The 17,902-nt window shown below is 73.0% G+C and carries 13 protein-coding genes, 1 tRNA gene and 1 pseudogene; 9 read left to right on the top strand and 6 right to left on the bottom strand.

The features are described 5' to 3' along the window. Positions 1–163 precede the first annotated feature (163 nt). From ACF09K_RS14975 to ACF09K_RS14985, 3 genes are all read right to left on the bottom strand, one after another. Positions 164–236: transfer RNA gene (locus tag ACF09K_RS14975), tRNA-Arg, on the bottom strand. Between the two features lie 60 nt (positions 237–296). Further along, the gene (locus tag ACF09K_RS14980; protein WP_392243623.1) at positions 297–1,073 is read right to left on the bottom strand and encodes a helix-turn-helix domain-containing protein; all 777 of its coding nucleotides are present in this window, start codon (positions 1,071–1,073) and stop codon (positions 297–299) included. Between the two features lie 316 nt (positions 1,074–1,389). After that, positions 1,390–2,718, bottom strand: coding sequence for a M6 family metalloprotease domain-containing protein (locus ACF09K_RS14985; protein WP_392243625.1), 1,329 nt, complete (start codon positions 2,716–2,718; stop codon positions 1,390–1,392). Between the two features lie 396 nt (positions 2,719–3,114). On the opposite strand from ACF09K_RS14985, the gene ACF09K_RS14990 reads away from it, so the two are divergent. Continuing rightward, complete coding sequence (locus tag ACF09K_RS14990) at positions 3,115–3,762, top strand: TetR/AcrR family transcriptional regulator (protein ID WP_392243626.1); 648 nt, start codon at positions 3,115–3,117, stop codon at positions 3,760–3,762. 407 nt (positions 3,763–4,169) lie between these two features. Beyond that, on the top strand, positions 4,170–5,705 hold the full coding sequence (locus tag ACF09K_RS14995; RefSeq protein ID WP_392243628.1) for an MFS transporter: 1,536 nt from the start codon (positions 4,170–4,172) through the stop codon (positions 5,703–5,705). Between the two features lie 33 nt (positions 5,706–5,738). Here ACF09K_RS14995 and ACF09K_RS15000 read toward each other — a convergent pair whose 3' ends face one another. Further along, positions 5,739–6,248, bottom strand: coding sequence for a MarR family winged helix-turn-helix transcriptional regulator (locus ACF09K_RS15000; RefSeq protein ID WP_392243629.1), 510 nt, complete (start codon positions 6,246–6,248; stop codon positions 5,739–5,741). A 133-nt stretch (positions 6,249–6,381) separates the two neighbouring features. Between ACF09K_RS15000 and ACF09K_RS15005 the strand changes: the two genes are divergently transcribed. Then, complete coding sequence (locus tag ACF09K_RS15005; protein ID WP_392243631.1) at positions 6,382–7,191, top strand: dioxygenase; 810 nt, start codon at positions 6,382–6,384, stop codon at positions 7,189–7,191. 108 nt (positions 7,192–7,299) lie between these two features. Here ACF09K_RS15005 and ACF09K_RS15010 read toward each other — a convergent pair. After that, positions 7,300–7,796, bottom strand: a pseudogene (locus ACF09K_RS15010) (GNAT family N-acetyltransferase). A 224-nt stretch (positions 7,797–8,020) separates the two neighbouring features. On the opposite strand from ACF09K_RS15010, the gene ACF09K_RS15015 reads away from it, so the two are divergent. Next, entirely contained in the window at positions 8,021–9,016 is a 996-nt protein-coding gene (locus ACF09K_RS15015) for an RNA polymerase sigma factor RpoD/SigA (protein ID WP_392243632.1), read from the top strand. An 824-nt stretch (positions 9,017–9,840) separates the two neighbouring features. After that, positions 9,841–10,464, top strand: a complete 624-nt coding sequence (locus tag ACF09K_RS15020) for a TetR/AcrR family transcriptional regulator (protein ID WP_392243940.1) — start codon at positions 9,841–9,843, stop codon at positions 10,462–10,464. Here ACF09K_RS15020 and ACF09K_RS15025 read toward each other — a convergent pair. Further along, complete coding sequence (locus ACF09K_RS15025) at positions 10,461–11,543, bottom strand: helix-turn-helix transcriptional regulator (RefSeq protein WP_392243634.1); 1,083 nt, start codon at positions 11,541–11,543, stop codon at positions 10,461–10,463. The two genes, ACF09K_RS15020 and ACF09K_RS15025, sit on opposite strands and share 4 nt — an antisense overlap. 61 nt (positions 11,544–11,604) lie before the next feature. On the opposite strand from ACF09K_RS15025, the gene ACF09K_RS15030 reads away from it, so the two are divergent. The 4 genes from ACF09K_RS15030 to ACF09K_RS15045 all read left to right on the top strand — a co-directional run bounded on the left by ACF09K_RS15030 (position 11,605) and on the right by ACF09K_RS15045 (position 17,828). Further along, positions 11,605–13,197 carry an MFS transporter gene (locus tag ACF09K_RS15030; protein WP_392243636.1) on the top strand — a complete coding sequence of 531 codons (1,593 nt, stop codon included), beginning with the start codon at positions 11,605–11,607 and terminating at the stop codon, positions 13,195–13,197. 272 nt (positions 13,198–13,469) lie between these two features. Continuing rightward, positions 13,470–14,231, top strand: coding sequence for a DeoR/GlpR family DNA-binding transcription regulator (locus ACF09K_RS15035; RefSeq protein ID WP_392243637.1), 762 nt, complete (start codon positions 13,470–13,472; stop codon positions 14,229–14,231). Then, positions 14,228–15,175 carry a 1-phosphofructokinase gene (pfkB, locus tag ACF09K_RS15040; protein WP_392243639.1) on the top strand — a complete coding sequence of 316 codons (948 nt, stop codon included), beginning with the start codon at positions 14,228–14,230 and terminating at the stop codon, positions 15,173–15,175. The genes ACF09K_RS15035 and pfkB overlap by 4 nt, the downstream gene beginning before the upstream one ends. Positions 15,176–15,683: 508 nt before the next feature. Then, complete coding sequence (locus ACF09K_RS15045; RefSeq protein WP_392243641.1) at positions 15,684–17,828, top strand: fructose-specific PTS transporter subunit EIIC; 2,145 nt, start codon at positions 15,684–15,686, stop codon at positions 17,826–17,828. The last annotated feature ends 74 nt before the right edge of the window (positions 17,829–17,902 follow it).

Below are 17,902 nucleotides of genomic sequence, written 5' to 3' on the forward strand. Positions count from 1 at the left end.
TCATCGTTCTTCGACATGCCCATATCCAACAGCGAGGGACACCGACCCTCTACCCAGGGGATGTGGACTCCGCGCGGAGTCTAGTGGCACGCGTGTGGCACGACCCCGAATACGACGAAGGGCCAGCCCGGGAGGAAAACCTCCTGAGCTGGCCCTTCTTCTGTGCCCCCGGCAGGATTCGAACCTGCGACACCCGCTTTAGGAGAGCGGTGCTCTATCCCCTGAGCTACGAAGGCGTGGGCCCGTGTGTGTGGGTCCAGGCGTCAGCGTACCGGAATCGGTAGGGGGTGTGGGGGTCAGGTCAGGGGGGCGGGGGTGAAGCGGGAGGCGGTGTGGAGGTCGGTCTCGATGCGGGCGGCTGTGGTGGTCAGGACGGGGAGGAGGGTGTCGAGGCAGTCCCGGGGGGTGCGGCGGGCGGTGTGGGTGGAGGGGGTGAGGGCGGCGACCACGTGGCCGGTGCGGTCGTGGAGGGGGACGGCGAGGGTGCGGACGCCCTCCTTCAACTCCTCGTCGGCCAGGGCGTGTTCCTGGTCGGTCAGGAGGACGCGACCCACCGCCGTGTCCGTCGTGGCCGGCAGCCGTGTGCCGACGCGGATGTCGACGCGCATGACGTGGCGGGCGGTCACCCGGGCCGTGCACTGGATCTCGTCGCCCGTTTCGGTGAGGGATGCGAGGCAGGTCGTTTCCTGGACGCGGTCGGTCAGGGTGCGCAGGTGGGGTTCCGCGAGGCGGGGGAGGGAGGTTCCCGCGAGCGGGGGGAGACCGAGGGAGAGGACGCGGGGGGAGAGGCTGAAGGTGCGGTCGGTGGCGTCGTGGGTCACCAGGTTCAGGTGTTCGTGGGTGATGAGGGCCCTGCGGGTCGTCGCCCTGGCCAGGCCCGTGGCCTTCGCCACCTCCGTCAGGGCCAGGGCGGCCCGGCCCGCCCCGAAGGCCGTGAGCACGGTCAGGCCGCGGGCCAGGGACTCGATGAACTCGCGGCCCAGTTCCTGCTTCGACGCGCTCGTCCAGCCGGCCAGGCCCGCGGGTGGCGTGCCCGGTTCGGCGTGCGGGGCCCGGCGCAGGTCCTCCTCCATCGCCGCGACGGCCCCGCGGAGCCGGGGGAGCAGGGTGTCGCGCAGGTCGGCCGCCGTGTGCCGGCTGGTGTGGCTGACGACGTCGGCGACGCAGGCGAGGCGTCCCGTACGGGCGTCCCGTACGGGGGTCCCGTACGGGCGCGGAGACCGCCACCGGGCCGGGTTCGATCAGCTGGTCGTCCAGGGACCAGCCGTCCGCGGCCGCCCGCCCGGTCCGGCGTACGAAGTCGTCGCCCGCACGCGTGGCAGGGGCCGGGACCGGGTCCGGGCTCGGGCTCGGGCTCGGAGGGACGGCGGGGGCGGCGGGATCGGCCGGCTACTTGCGGGTGATCCGCACCCGGTACGTCCCCTCCAGGTCCGCCGCCACCACGGAGACGCGCACCCCTCTCTCCGCGTCCTCGAACGTCTCGCCCGGCACGAGCGGCGCGTCGGACAGCTCGGCGTGGACGTTCGGGCTGCGGGTGCAGCCGCCGCTGCCGCGCCGGGAGTCGTGGACCCTGACCGGTCCCATGCCGGTGTCGATGTTCGCGTCGACCTTGTAGACGAGGATGCCGGGGCGGCACACCGCCTCGTCGTTGCCGCCGCGGGTGCGCAGTTCGACGGCGTACCCGGCGCGGCTGTTGAGCGGGACGAAGACCAGCTTGGGGCCGCCCCGTTCGGCGAGGGGGGTGAGCGCGTACTCGCCGGTGCCGGGGGCGGAGGCGCAGCCGATCTGGTCGGCGTCCAGCCAGCCCAGCTTCCACTTGTGCCAGCCCAGGAGGTCGTTGTTGGCGCCCCAGTCCTCGCTCATGATGTCCCAGTGGCCGACCGCGCCGCCGCCCTCCTGGGTGTAGAGGTCGGGCAGGCCGAAGACGTGGCCGTTCTCGTGCGGCAGGACGCGGTAGCCGGTGCGGTCGTAGGAGCCGGAGCCGTCGTCCTGGCGCGAGTAGACGAAGGACGCGTTCGCGACGGGGACGCCGTCAGCGACCGGGGCCTCGTGGTTGCCGGCGAACGTCACCGACAGGACGGTGTCCAGCGCGGAGGGGCCCGCGTTCGGGGTGACCAGCACGTTCAGGAGGTCGTACGCCCGGAAGTCGACGGTCGGGTCGGCGGCGGCCACGATGTCCTGGACCAGCTCGCGGTAGCCGGGATCGAAGGGCGCGCCGCGCTCTATGCCGTACGACCGGAACGGCTTGGGCATGCGCAGCCAGCCGGGTACGGGGGTCTCGGCGCGGTAGTCGAGGCGGCCGTAGGACGCGGTGCGGAACCACTCCTGCGTCTGGGGGAAGAACTCGCGGAACCGGTCCTGCGCCTTGCCGAGGCCGGGCGCGTCCGAGAAGTCGATCATGAGGGTCAGGGCGCGGACGGTGCCCGTGGCGCGGGCGTAGCCGCCGGTCGTCGGGACGCCCTCGGACATCTGGACGGCGGCCCCGGCGGTGATCAGGCAGGGGGCGAGGGCGGGGGTGCGGGCCGGCGAGACCGGTCCCGCGCCGGCCGGGCTCGGACGCGGCGCGAGGTGGCCGGTGCCCGCCGAGGTGCTGACCGCGAAGGTCAGCGCGGTCGCACAGGCGAGGCCGGCCGCGCGCCGCCGGCGTATGTGTCGGCGGAGCGACTCCTGGGGCGTGCCGCGACGGCCTGCCCCGGGTCGCTCAGGCTGCGGCTGCATGCGGGGACCCTTCGCGCCGGGCAGCCGCCGATCACCGGCTGCGTCCTTTCGATCACCCTCGTCGGGAGCGGTCGGCGGCGCGCGTTGGAACGGCCGATCGTGGGTTACCGGGGAGTAGAAGTGAGGCGAGAGGAATCTGTGACTCAGGTCACGTGAAAAGAATCGGCGTCGAGGAAATAACCGGGGATCGTCTCCCCGTTTAGTCAGGTGTCCGGCTGAAACGGGGAGCGCCTCCCCGGATCGCCCGGCGGTGGCGGCATCGGCGGCACGCCTCGGCGCCACCAGCACCGACATCAGTGCCATCGGCATCACCGGCACGAACGGCACCACCGGTGCCGGCAGCACCGACAGCAGCATCAGCACCACCCGTCACGTCATCGACCGAAGGAGTACGCCGTGCAGACCGCCACCGCCCCCGCGCAGCGCAAGGTGACCCGGCCGCGCGCCGACGCCCTGCGCAATCGGGAGCGGATCGTCACCGCCGCCCGTGAGCTGTTCGTCGAACTCGGCCCCGAGGTGCCGCTCGACGACGTCGCCCGCCGGGCCGGTGTCGGCAACGCCACGGTGTACCGCAACTTCCCCGACCGGCAGGCACTCGTCCGCGAGGTCGTCTGCTCCGTCATGGACCGCACCGCGGAGGCGGCCGCCCGGGCGCTCGCCGAGACGGGCGACGCCTTCGGCGCGCTGGAGCGCTTCGTGCACGTGGCCGCCGACGAACGCGTCAGCGCGCTGTGTCCGATGATCGCCAGCACGTTCGACGAGAACCACCCGGATCTCCTGGCCGCCCGCATGCGGGTCGAGCGGCTCATCGAGGAGGTCATGGAGCGCGCCCGGCAGGCCGGTCAGCTCCGCGACGACGTCGGCCTCGGCGACCTGATGGTCACCGTGGCCCAGCTCAGTCGGCCCCCGGCGGGCGCCGCCTGCCTCGACGCCGACCGCTTCGTCCACCGCCATCTCCAGGTGTTCCTGGACGGACTGCGGGCCCCGGCCCGGTCGGTCCTGCCGGGTACGGCCGTGACCATGGAGGACCTGCGCCAGGCCTGAGCCACAGCAAGGCATGACGAGCCGTCGCGAGGTATGCGGCGGGCCACCACCGGGCGTGACAGGCCGCCACAAGCCGATGCGCCCCCATATGCCCCGATGCACGTCAATACACGTCAATGCGAGTCACCGGAAACCATCCCGAGCCACCGAGAAGCACTGCCGGTCCGATCGCCGACCGACCGATCCCCGACCGACCGACCGACCGATCGCCGACCGGCTGGTCACCGGCTGACCGATCACCGACCGGCCGGCCACCGACCGGCTGATCACCGTCCACCGGCCACCGGCAGCCGGCCCACCGATCCTCCCCGCGGCCGCCACCGTCGACGAGCCGCTCTCCCGCTCCGCCCTTTTTCCCTCGCCAAGTCCTGACTTTTCCGTCACGAAGTTCCGAAGTGGGTACCTCCATGTCTGACACAGCCACCAAGGCTCCGGGCGTCCGCCAGGCGGACCCGGCCCGCTGGAGAGCGCTCGTGTTCATCGCGCTCGCCCAGCTGATGGTCGTCCTCGACGCGACCATCGTGAACATCGCGCTCCCCTCCGCCCAGCAGGACCTCGGGATCTCCGACGGCAACCGCCAGTGGGTCGTCACGGCGTACGCCCTCGCCTTCGGCGGGCTCCTCCTCTTCGGCGGCCGCATCGCCGACCTCTGGGGCCGCAAGCGCACCTTCGTCCTCGGCCTGGTGGGCTTCGCCGCCGCCTCGGCGCTCGGCGGCGCGGCCACCAACGAGGCGATGCTGTTCGGCTCCCGCGCGCTCCAGGGCGCCTTCGGCGCGCTGCTCGCGCCCGCCGCGCTCTCCCTGCTCGCCGTGATGTTCACGGACGCCAGGGAGCGCGCCAAGGCGTTCGGCATCTACGGCGCCATCGCGGGCGGTGGCGGCGCGGTCGGCCTCATCCTCGGCGGCTTCCTCACCGAGTACCTGGACTGGCGCTGGACGTTCTTCGTGAACATCCCGTTCGCGGTCGTCGCCGCGGCCGGCGCCTACTTCGTCATCCGTGAGCCCGAGGGCGGCCGCAACCGCTCCCCGCTCGACATCCCGGGCGTCATCCTGTCGACCCTCGGCCTGGTGGCCCTGGTCTACGGCTTCACCCGCGCCGAGTCCGAGGGCTGGAGCGACGCCCTGACGATCGGCATGTTCGTCGCGTCCGCCGTGCTGCTGGCGGCCTTCGTGGCCGTCGAGGCGCGGGTCGCGTCCCCGCTGCTGCCGCTGCGCGTGATCACCGACCGCAACCGCGGCGGCATCTACCTCTCGCTGGGTCTCGCGATCATCGCGATGTTCGGCCTGTTCCTCTTCCTGACCTACTACCTCCAGATCGTGAAGGGCTACACGCCGGTCAAGACCGGTTTCGCGTTCCTCCCGATGATCGTGGGCATGATCACGGGCTCGACCCAGATCGGCACCCGGCTGATGACCCGGGTCGCGCCCCGGCTGCTGATGGGCCCCGGCTTCCTGGTCGCCGCGCTCGGCATGCTGCTGCTGACCCAGCTGGAGATCGGCTCCTCGTACGCGGCCCTGCTGCTGCCGGCGATGCTGCTGCTCGGCCTCGGCATGGGCACGGCGTTCATGCCGGCCATGTCCCTGGCCACCCAGGGCGTCGAGCCGCGGGACGCCGGTGTCGCCTCCGCGATGGTCAACACCTCGCAGCAGGTGGGCGGCGCGATCGGTACGGCGCTGCTGAACACGATCGCCGCCTCGGCCACCACCTCGTACATCGCCGACCACATCGGCGGCGCGGGCACCCGCTCCCAGCAGGAGCTGGTCCAGCTGGAGGGCCTGGTGAACGGCTACACCAGCGCGATCTGGTTCGCCGTCGGCATCCTGGTCGTCGCGGCCACGATCGCCCTGACCTTCGTCAACGCCGGCAAGCCGGACATGAGCGCGGTCATGGGCGCCGACGAGGGCGCCGAGGACGTCGTCCCGGTCCCGGTGGTCGCCCACTGACGATCTGACGGCGTACCGCCCCCGCCCCGGCGGCTAGCGCAGCCAGGGCAGGTCGGCACCCGCCTCGTTCGGCTGGAGTCCCTCGGCGACGATCTGCATGATCTCGCCGAGGGACTTCTGCTGTTCCGGGGTGAGTCGGTCGAAGAGGGCGTTGCGCACGGCGGCCACGTGGCCCGGCGCCGCGCTCCTGAGGACGTCCAGGCCCTCGCCGGTCAGCACCGCGAACTGGCCGCGCTTGTCGGAGGGGCAGTCCTCGCGCCGCACCCAGCCGTTCTTCTCCAGGCGGGCGACGGCGTGGGAGAGGCGGGAGCGGGTGATCTTTGCGTCCCTCGCGAGTTCGGTCATCCGCAGCCGGTTGTGGGGGGACTCGGCGAGTTTGACGAGAAGGCCGTAGTAGACGTGCGGCATCCCGGCGTCGCGTTGCAACTGCCGGTCCATGTGGTCCTCGAGGAGAGTGGTGGCGTGCAGATACGAGCGCCAGATGCGCTGCTCCTCTGCGGTGAGCCAGTGCGGCTCCGGAGCGGGTGCGGCTGCCTTCGTCATGCGTTCCACTCTACGGGCTTCGTTCTTGAAAATTAAACTAATGGAGTCTACAGTTACGTGCGAACGGGAGATTTAGAGTTCAAGTAAACATGGATCCGCCCGAACACGTCGAGTCGCCGAGGGAGTTGCCGCGATGTCCGCCGCCACCCAGGAACGTGCCGTTCCGCAGGAGCGCATGCCCGCCCTCTATCTCAGCCACGGGGCCCCGCCCCTCGCGGACGACCCCGTCTGGCCCGGTCAGCTCGCCGCCTGGTCCGCCGGTCTGCCCCGCCCCAAGGCGATCCTCATGGTCTCCGCCCACTGGGAGGAGGCCCCCCTCGCCCTCGGCGCGGTCGAGCCGGTCCCCCTGGTCCATGACTTCTGGGGCTTCCCCGAGCACTACTACCGGGTGCGCTACGACGCCCCGGGCGCGCCGGCGCTCGCCGAGGGCGTGCGCAAGCTGCTGCGCGCCCCCGGCATCCCCGTCCAGGACATCCCCGACCGGGGTCTCGACCACGGCGCGTACGTCCCGCTCGTCGAGATGTTCCCGGACGCGGACATCCCGGTCCTCCAGATCTCCATGCCGACCCTCGACCCCGTGAAGCTCATGGAGATCGGCCGCAGGCTCGCGCCCCTGCGCGACGAGGGGGTGCTCATCGTCGGCTCCGGGTTCTTCACCCACAACCTGGCCGCGCTGCGGCACCCCGGCGGGGGCGTGCCCACCTGGTCCTCCGAGTTCGACGACTGGGGGCGGCACGCCCTGGAGGCCCGCGACTGGGACCTCCTCCTGGACTTCCTGCACAAGGCCCCGGCGGGCCGGTACGCCCACCCGCGCACCGAGCACTTCGCCCCGCTGTTCGTCACCATGGGCGCCGCGGAGGCGTCCGGCGAACTGGACGCGCAGAAGTCGGTGATCGACGGGTTCTGGCTGGGGCTGGCGAAGCGGTCGGTGCAGTTCGGCTGACCCGCCTGCCCGCCGGCCGACCTTGCCATCGGCCCGCCTGCCCGCCGGCCGACTCGTCCACTGACCGACTCGTCCACTGACCGGCCGGCCCGTCGGTCGGCCCGTCGGCTACAGGCGCTTCTCGTACCGGGCGACGTCCCGGTGGCGGCCGAACTTGCGGCCCGCCTCGCGGTAGGCGCCCACGTGCCGGAAGCCGAGGCGTTCGTGCAGGCGCACGGACGCCTCGTCGGGCCGGGCGACGCCCGCGTACGCCCGGTGCGGGTCCTCGCCGGGCAGGGCCTCGAAGGGCGCCCCGTGCAGCGGCGTGCCGACGCCGCGGCCGGCCGTGGCCGGGCGGAGGTGGACCGTCACCTCGACGGAGGTCGCGTGGGCGGGCTCGGCGCGGAAGGGGCTGGAGGTGGCGTACCCCGGAATTTCCCGTGAGTCCGGGTCCGCGGCAACCATCAGCCGGTACGGACCGTCTTCAGGGTGGGAGAGCAGCCGGGGGCGACGCTCCTCCGGAGTGAAAATCGCGGTATCGCATGTGATCGGCGTCTCACGTACGTAGTGGGGCAGAGGTCGGTGCGGGCTTCGAGGTCCTCCTCGGCTCCCGGCCTGACCTGCACCTCTGTACGGTCCGACGGCGTGCGTCCTCCTCCTGGGGCCGGACAGGGTACTGCATGATCAGAAAATCGGGGGACGGGTGGGGAATTCTGTCCTGATTCCAGTCGTTGTATCCATCGGATGCAGGGCACCCGAGGAGAGTCCCGAGAGAGTCCCGGGAGGACCCGAGTCAGTGCCCCGGTGTCCACGGACCACCCGCTGACCCCATCATCGCAAGGGAGCACGCATGGCAACCCGTGCCGTCGCCCGTCGTCAGTCCGCCTCCGGCGAGACCGGCGCGGCAAGCAGCGCTCGCGTCCACGGCGGAGAGGTCGCCGACCGCGATCTGGTCGGCATGTACCTCGACGAGATCGCGCGCACGCCTCTGCTCGACGCCGCCAAGGAAGTCGAGCTGTCGCAGATCATCGAGGCGGGTGTGTTCGCGCGGCAGGTCCTCGAAGGGTGCGAGGAGTCCCAGGCGGACGCCTCCCGCGAGGAGCTCGAGGCGCTCGTCGCCGAGGGCGAGCGCGCCAAGGACGTCTTCATCCGTTCCAACCTCCGGCTGGTCGTCGCGGTCGCCCGCCGCTACCCGCGCAGCGGCCTGCCCCTGCTGGACCTGGTCCAGGAGGGCAACGCGGGCCTGGTCCGCGCGGTCGAGAAGTTCGACTACCGCAAGGGCTTCAAGTTCTCCACGTACGCCACGTGGTGGATCCGCCAGGCCATCACGCGGTCCATAGCGGACCAGTCGCGCACGATCCGGCTGCCCGTCCACCTGGTGGAGGAGCTGGGCCGGATCCGCCGCGTGCAGCGGGAGTTCAACCGCGAGCACGGCCGCGACCCGGAGCCCCTGGAGATCGCCACCGAGCTGGGCTCCACGCCGGAGCGCGTCACCGACGTGCTCGACTGGGCGCGCGACCCCGTCTCGCTGAACATGGCGGTCGACGACCAGGGCGAGACCCAGTTCGGCGACCTGCTCGAGGACACCTCGGCGGTCTCGCCGGAGCAGTCCGTGCTCACGCTGCTGCGCAGCGAGGAGCTGGACGGCCTCATCGACCGCCTCGACCCGCGCACGGCCTCCATCATCAAGATGCGGTACGGCATCGAGGACGGCCGCGAGCGCACGCTGACCGAGGTCGGCAAGGAGCACGGTCTGACGCGCGAGCGGATCCGGCAGATCGAGAAGCACGCGCTGCTGGAGCTCAAGAAGCTGGCCCGGGACACCGGGTTCGAGGCGGCGGCGTAGGACGGGCGCGCCGCACCCGCGGGAGTCCACGTCCGGGGCGGGTCCCGTCCCGGCCCGGATCCCCGGCGGGTGCGCGGCCCGCCGCCGGCGGGTGGCCGGCGGGTGCACACCTCGCCAGGGGCGTACGCGGGTGGCGGAAGTACGCGCAAACATGGCGCAGAAGGTCGCTTTCAACCGGTGGCGCCGGGGGAAAAAGACTTCTGGGCGCGGGAGTTCGAGCGCAGGAGCACGAACCGCCCCGCCGACCCGCCGGACCTCGCAGCCCTACCGCGTTCGCACCACCCTCGTCCTCCGTGCCGGTGATTTCTCCTGAACGACATGGGCGACGTGCACGATACGCACGACGTGAACGACACGAGTGACATGAGCGACACCCACTGAGCCACGTCCCGACGCACACCCCCCCGGTGCCGGGACGTTCCCGAGCCGGGCTCCGGCGCCTCCCCCCCGGGCGCCGGAGCCCGGCTCCCTTCGGGGGGCCTGCTCCTTTTGACGCACCCGGAAGCGGGGAGCGGTCGGGAACCCGGGCCGTCCGGGCCGGATCTCGGACCGCGGCCGCAGGGGCCGGATCGCGGCCGCACAGAGCGGGGGAGAACCCCTGCGGGGCGAGGCGGACGGCCGGGGCGCGGCCGGGCGGGCGTGCCGCCATGCTGAAGGGCGGGGCACCCCGTACCTGAACCCCGGGGTGACCCGCCTGGATGGCAGATTGTGCCACATGGGCATAGCCTGCCGACGTGACAAGCCCCACCCCCGCACCACCCCCCTCCTCCGCCACTCCGCCGGCCCCGGCTTCGCTCACCGAGCGGCGCAAAGCGGCGACCAGGATGGAGATCGCCCGGGCGGCCGCCCGCCTCTTCGCCGACCGCGGCCTCAGGGCCACCCGCGCCGAGGACATCGCCCAGGCGGCCGGTGTCGCGCCGCGCACGTTCTACCGGTATTTCGCCACCAAGGAAGAGGCGGTCGCCCCGCTGTACGCGGTCGGCGCCCGGCGCTGGGTGGAAGCGGTGCGCGAGGCCCCGCCGCGCCTGTCCCCGCCCGAGGCACTGGAACACGCGGTACGGCAGACCCTCACACCCGGCGTCGGCGTGTCGGCGGCCTCCTGGGAATGGGTCCGCACCCTCATCCGCCTCGCCTCCACCAGCCCCGCCCTGGGCAAGGTCTGGGCCGAGGTCTGCCACACCTCGGAGGGCGACCTGGAAGAGGTGCTCAGGGGGCGCGGCGCCGGGGACGGGGCCGGGCCCGACAACGTTGCCGGGCCCACCCCCCGGCGGCGCTTCGTCGCGGCGGTCGCGTGTGCCGCGGTCCGGGTCGCGGTGGAGAGCTGGGCCACGACCGACGGCCCCCCGAGCGGCCCGCAGGGCCCGGCGGAACTGGCCCTGCGGAACCTGGAAGCGGTACGGGGGATGGAGTGGGGGAGCGGCGCCGGCACCTCCGGCACCTCCGGCTAACCGTTCCCACCGGGTTCCGCGCTCCCACCGGGTTCCGCGCCCGTGCCGGGTTCCGCGGCCCCACGGACATCCCCTGCCGACGCACCCGCACCCGCGCCCGCTGTCGCACCCGTTCCCGCGCCCGCTGCCGCCCGCCCCAGCCGTTCCCCCAATTCACTCACGCACCGCACCAGTTCGTTCGGGGAGTGGACCGTGAACTCGTGGCCCAGCATGGCCAGCCGGACCGCCAGCCATTCCACGGGATCGCCGGTGACGGACCGCAGGCGGCAGCCTCCGGGGGCCCGCTCCGGGCGGTCGAACCAGGCCGGGAGCTGCGCGGCGACGGTCTCCGCCGAGGCCTGGAAGGTGACCTCGAACGCGTACGTCTCCTGGTGGCGCTGGATCGACCGGCGCAGGTACTCCGCCGCGTCGCCCTGCGGCACCTCGCGCGGGGCGAACCGGGTGCCGGTGGCGAAGGGCTCGTCCACCCGGTCGACGCGGAAGGTGCGCCAGTCGTCGCGTTCGAGGTCGTAGGCGACGAGGTACCAGCGGCGGCCCGTCGAGACCAGGCGGTACGGCTCGGTCAGGCGGCGCGACCCGGTGCCGTCCTTCGCGCGGTAGGCGAACCGCAGCCGCTCGTGTCCGGCCACCGCCGAGGCGATGACGGTCAGCGTCTCGGGCGCGATGCTGGCGCCGTCCCCGCTGGTCAGCGGGGTGGTCGCGGCCTGGAGGGTGGATACCTGGTGGCGCAGCCGGGCCGGCAGGACCTGCTCCAGTTTCGCCAGGGCCCGTACGGACGCCTCGTCCACGCCCTCCAGCGCGTGCCCGGCGCCCGCCCGCAGGCCGACCGCGATCGCCACCGCCTCCTCGTCGTCGAGGACGAGCGGGGGCATCGCCTTGCCCGCGACCAGCCGGTACCCGCCGTCGGAGCCCTTGGTGGCCTGGACGGGGTAGCCCAGTTCCCGCAGCCGGTCGATGTCCCGCCGGACCGTGCGACGGGACACCCGGAGCCGGTCGGCGAGTTCGCCGCCGGGCCATTCGCGGGGTGTCTGGAGCAGGGAGAGGAGTTGCAGCAGCCGAGCCGGGGTGTCCGTCGTCATGCGTCGAGGATGCCGCACCACTAGGACACGATCTGGCCTACTGGACTTCTAATGTCTTCGCATGACCTCCAACGAGACCGAGTTCTCCGCCGGTTCCGGCCCGACCGGGCACCCCGCAGGAGCCGACGGCCCGACCGGGCACCCCGCGGGCGCCGACGTCCGGGCAGCCGGGGACGTGGCCGACCGCCGCCGGTGGTTCGCTCTGGCGATCGTGATGACCGCGGCCTTCATGGACCTCGTCGACGTCACGATCGTCAACATCGCCCTCCCGTCCATGCAGCGCGACGCGGGCGCCTCCGACAGCCAGATCCAGTGGATCACCGCCGGTTACGCGCTCGCCTTCGCCGCCGGCCTCATCACCGGCGGCCGCCTGGGCGACATCCACGGCCGCAAGCGGGTGTTCCTCCTCGGCATCGGCGGCTTCACCCTCGCCTCCGCCCTCTGCGGCTTCGCCGTGAACCCGGAGATGCTCGTCGCCTCCCGGCTCCTCCAGGGCGGCATGGCGGCGCTGATGGTCCCCCAGGTGCTGTCGATCGTGCACGCCACCTTCCCCGCGCACGAACGCGGCAAGGTCTTCGGGCTCTTCGGCGCGATCGTCGGCCTGGGCGCGGTCTCCGGACCGCTGCTCGGCGCCCTGCTGACGGAGTGGAACCTGTTCGGGCTGGAATGGCGGCCGATCTTCCTCATCAACCTGCCGGTCGGCGTCGCGGCCCTGATCCTGGGCGGCCGCTTCATCACCGAGTCGCGGGCGCCGAAGGCGCTCAAGCTCGACCTGGTCGGCGTCACGCTGGTGACGCTCGGTCTGCTGATGCTGCTCTACCCGCTGACCCGCGGCCGCGAGCTGGGCTGGCCGCTGTGGGGGTACCTGTCGATGGCCGGCGCGTTCGTCGTCTTCGGCGCGCTGGTGGCGTACGAGCGGCACAAGGGCGCGCGGGACGGCTCGCCGCTGATCGAGCTGCCCCTCTTCCGGGTCAAGAGCTTCGCCGCCGGCATCGCCGTGCAGACGGTCTTCGGCGTCGGCCTCGGCATCTTCTTCCTGGTCTGGACGCTGTACCTCCAGATCGGCCTCGGCTGGAGCGAACTGCGCGCCGGTCTGACGGGCATCCCGTTCTCCCTCGCGGTGTCGACGGCCGCCGGTCTCTCCGTGCAGAAGCTGGTCCCGCGCTTCGGCCGCAAGGTGCTCCAGGCGGGCGCGCTGACCATGGGCGCGGGCGTGCTGCTCTACCTGTGGGAGTCCGGGCACTACGGCCTCGGCATCACCCCGTGGCAGATGATCCTCCCGCTCACGGTGATGGGCGCCGGCATGGGGCTGATCGTCGCCCCGCTGACCGACGCGGTGCTCTCCGAAGTGCCGCGCGAGCACGCCGGGTCGGCGTCCGGGCTGATCAACACCGTGCAGCAGATGGGCAACGCGCTCGGCCTCGGCCTGGTGTCCGTCGTCTTCTTCGGCCGGATCGGCGACCGGCTGACCCCCGCCGACATCGGCCCGGAGTTCGTGGCCGCCTTCCGGTACGCGCTGGGCTGGGTGGCCGTCGTGATGGGCGTCATCTTCGTGCTGATGTTCGCCCTGCCGAAGCGGCCCGCCCAGCACGTGGAGGGCGCGGGGGACACGGAGCCGCCCGTTGCCCGCAAGGAGCCGGAACTCGTGTCCTGAGGGCGGAGAAAGCCCGGAACGGCGGGACGAGGCCGGGGCGACGCCGGAACGGCCGGGAGGGAACCGGCCCGGCCGGGGAGGGCCCGAACCGGCGGGCAGGGGCCTGGCACCTGAGGGTGCCAGGCCCTTCTCTCCTGTCCGGGGCGAGGAGCGGAAGTCCGTTCATGCCCGAGTGACATCCGAATCTGTTTACTTTCCGGAATTACGGGCGTAGCCTCCCAGCGAAACCACACATTCGGGCATGGCCCGGAAACGGTCGGAGGCGAACGGACATGTACGCACCGGAGCGGCAGCAGGAGATCCTGCGGCTCGCCCGTGACGGCGGCCGGGTGGACGTCCTGTCGCTGGCCGAGGAGTTCCAGGTCACGGCGGAGACCATCCGACGCGATCTGAAGGCCCTCGACCGCGCCGGGCTCGTCCGCCGCGTGCACGGCGGTGCCATACCGGTCGGACGCCTCGACTTCGAGCCGGACCTCGCCGAACGCGAGTCCACCTCGACCGACGAGAAGGACCGCATCGCCAAGGCCGCCCTGACCGAACTCCCGGCCGAGGGCACGATGATCCTCGACGCCGGCACGACGGTCGCCCGCCTGGCCGCCGCCCTCCCGCTGGAGGCCTCCCTGACGGTGGTCACCCACTCCCTGCCGATCGCGGCCCGCCTCGCCGACCACCCCGGCATGCAGCTCCACCTGATCGGGGGGCGCGTACGGCACCGCACGCGCGCCGCCGTGGACGCCTGGGCGCTGCGCGCGTACGGCGAGATCCGCGCCGACGTCCTGTTCGTCGCCGCGAACGGGTTCTCCGCCGAGCACGGGCTCACCACCCCCGACCTCGCCGAGGCGGCGGTGAAGCGGGCGGCGATGGCCGCGGCCCGCCGGGTCGTGCTGCTCGCCGACTCCTCCAAGCACGGGCAGGAGCACTTCGCCCGCTTCGGCGGCCTGGCCGACGTGGACCTGTTGATCACCGACAGCGGGCTCAGCCCCGACGACGCGGCCGCCATCGAGCGCGGCGGCACGGAAGTAGTACGCGCATGATCCTCACCGTCACCCCGAACCCGTCCCTCGACCGCACCTACGAGGTCCCCTCCCTCGACCGCGGCGAGGTCGTCCGCGCCACCGGTGAGCGCATGGATCCCGGCGGCAAGGGCGTGAACGTCTCCCGTGCCGTCGCCGCCGCCGGCCGGCGCACGGTCGCCGTACTGCCCCTGGGCGGTGCGCCGGGCGCGCTCGTCGCCGACCTGCTCGACGCGCAGGGCATCGAGGTCGCGCCGGTCCCGGTCGCCGGTGCCACCCGCTCGAACATCGCGCTCGCCGAGTCCGACGGCGTGCTGACGAAGATCAACGCGCCGGGGCCGGAACTCTCCCGGGAGGAGCAGGAACTCCTCCTGGAGACCGTGCGCGCGCAGTCCCGCGACGCCGACTGGATCGCCTGCTGCGGCAGCCTGCCGCGTGGTCTCGCGCCCTCCTGGTACGCCGAGGTGGTCGCGCGGGCGCATGCCGGGGGTGCGCGGATCGCGCTGGACACCTCGGGGCGCGCCCTGCTGGAGGCGCTGCGCGAGCGGCCCGACGTGGTCAAGCCGAACGCCGAGGAACTCGCCGAGGCCGTCGGGCGCCCCCTGGCGACCGTGGGCGACGCGGTGAAGGCGGCGGAGGAACTGCGCGAGATGGGCGCACGCGCCGTGCTCGCCAGCCTGGGTGCCGACGGACAACTGCTCGTGGAGGACACGGGCACCTGGTTCGGCACCGCACGCGTCGACGCCGTCCGCAGCAACGTGGGAGCGGGGGACTCCTCCCTCGCGGGGTTCCTCGTCGCCGGCGGCAGCGGCCCGCGGGCGCTCGCCTCCGCCGTCGCCCACGGCGCGGCCGCCGTCCGGCTGCCCGGCAGCGTGATGCCGACCCCGGCCGACCTGGACCCGGCAGCGGTGACGGTCACCTCGGACGTGCCGGTGGACCGCGAACTGAAGGAGCCCGTGTCATGACCCCCGACCCGGCGCCCGGCACAGGCCTTCACCCGGGCCTCCACCTGGGCCTTCACCCAGTCCTTCACCCGGGGCTGTGCCCGGCGGCCACGCCACCGGTCCCGTCCGCACCGGCGGCCCGTGCGGAGACCCGCACGGAGACCACCCGTACGGAGATCCGTAGGGCGTCCCGTACGGAGACCAGCCGTACGGGAGGCAGGGCCGTGGCCCGGACCGAAACCCCGGTCCCGGCATCCGCAGTGGCCCGGACAGCGGTCGGGACGCGGCGGGGTTCCCCTCCACCCGCCGCCCGGCACGAGCGGCGGGGCACCCCGAGCCGCCCCGGCGGCCCGGGCGCGCAGGGCCCCGACCTGCCGGCCACCCCGCGGAGGCGGGGCTTCCCCGACCCCCTCCCCGCACGCCTCACCTCCCTCCACAGCACCCCCGTCACCCCCGTCACCCCCGACACCCCCGTCACCCTTTGCGCCCAGCACACCCCCCGGGCGATACGCGAGCGAAGGAGCCCGCGATGAGCGAGATGATCACCGCGGAACTGGTCGACCTCGACCTGTCCGCCGACACCAAGGAAGCAGCGGCGCGGTCCCTCGCCGAACGCATGGTGGCCCAGGGCCGGGTGACCGACCTGGAGGGCTTCCTCGCCGACGTGGCCGCCCGCGAGGCCCAGATGCCCACCGGCCTCGACGGCGGCATCGGCATCCCGCACTGCCGGAGCGCCCACGTCACCGAGCCGACGCTCGCCTTCGGGCGCAGCGCCGCCGGCGTCGACTTCGGCGCGCCGGACGGCCCGGCCGACCTGATCTTCCTGATCGCCGCTCCCGTGGGCGCCGACGACGCCCACCTGACGATCCTGTCGTCGCTGGCCCGTCAGCTGATGAACGCCGACTTCACCTCCGCGCTGCGGTCGGTGCGGGAGGCCGCGGCCGCGGCGGCGCTCATCCGCGGGGAGGAGCCGGACCGGGCACCCGCCGAGGGCGCGAGCGCCCGCAAGGACCCCGCTGTGGCGTCGGTGGCGGCCTCCGCCGACGCCACAGCGGCTGACACCGGAACGGCACCCACCGGCACCCCGTCCGCCCCCGCCGCGACCGCGCAGGCCCCGTCCGCCCCCGCCGCGACCGCACCGGAGACCGCCGCGTCCGCCCCCGTCCCGGACGCCGCCCCCTTCCGCATCGTCGCGGTCACCTCCTGCCCCACCGGCATCGCCCACACCTACATGGCGGCCGAGTCCCTGGAGAACGCCGGACGGGAGGCGGGCGTCGAGCTGGTCGTCGAGACGCAGGGCTCGGCCGGTTTCACCCGCCTCGACCCGGCCGTCATCGCCGCCGCGGACGGCGTGATCCTCGCCCACGACGTCCCCGTGCGGGACAAGGACCGCTTCGCGGGCAAGCCCACCGTGGACGTCGGCGTGAAGGCGGGCATCAACCGGCCCGCCGAGCTGATCACCGAGGTGCGCGGCAAGGCGCAGCGCGGCGAGGTCACCTCCGGGTCCGCCCCCGGCACGCCGGTCGAACGCGCCGGCGACTCCTCCGAGGGCTACGGCACCAGGCTCCGCAAGTGGCTGATGTCCGGCGTGAGCTACATGGTCCCGTTCGTCGCCGCCGGCGGTCTCCTGATCGCCCTCGGCTTCGCGATCGGCGGCTACGAGATCAACAAGGCGCCGTCGGTCATGGACCACTTCGTCTGGACCCAGGCGGACAGCTGGGGCGCCCTGCTCTTCCAGATCGGCGGCGTCGCCTTCGGCTTCCTCGTCCCGGTCCTGGCCGGTTACATCGCCTACGGCATGGCGGACCGGCCCGGTCTGGTGCCGGGCTTCGTCGGCGGCGCGATCTCGCTGACCGTCAACGCGGGTTTCCTCGGCGGTCTGGCGGCCGGCCTGATCGCCGGTGGCGTGGTGATGGCGATCCAGAAGGTCCGGATCCCGGCGGCGCTGCGCGGCATCATGCCGGTGGTGGTGATCCCGCTGATCTCCTCCGCGGTCGTCGGATTCCTGATGTTCGTGGTCATCGGCAAGCCCATCGCCGAGGCGCAGAAGGGCATGACCGACTGGCTGAACGGCCTCACCGGCACCAACGCCGTCCTCCTCGGCGCCCTGCTCGGCCTGATGATGTGCTTCGACCTCGGCGGTCCGGTCAACAAGGTCGCCTACGCCTTCGCCACCGCCGGTATCGCCGTCGCCGACCCGAGCGACTCCGCGATGAAGGTCATGGCCGCGGTCATGGCGGCCGGCATGGTCCCGCCGCTGGCGATGGCCCTGGCCACGACCGTCCGGGGCAAGCTGTTCACCCGGACGGAACGCGAGAACGGCAAGGCCGCCTGGGTCCTGGGCGCCTCCTTCATCTCCGAGGGCGCGATCCCGTTCGCCGCGGCCGACCCGCTGCGCGTCATCCCCTCCTCGATGGTGGGCGGCGCGATCACCGGCGCCCTGTCGATGGCGTTCGGCGCGACCCTGCGCGCCCCGCACGGCGGCATCTTCGTGGTCCCGCTGATCGGCAACCCGTTCCTCTACCTGGTCGCCATCGCGGCCGGCGTGTGCGTCACGGCGGCCCTGGTCGTCGTCCTCAAGGGCCTGCGCAAGCCGGTCACCGACGCCGCCCCCGGCGCGGACGGCGGCGCGACCGCCACGGCGGCGGGACGCAAGCAGCCGGTGGCGGCGTAACCTCCGCACCGCACGGGGCCTCGGGGCGACCTGCCCCACCTGCGAGATACGTCACGGTCCGGGACGAAAGTCCC

The organism is Streptomyces sp. NPDC014882 (assembly GCF_043081325.1).
Classification (GTDB): domain Bacteria; phylum Actinomycetota; class Actinomycetes; order Streptomycetales; family Streptomycetaceae; genus Streptomyces.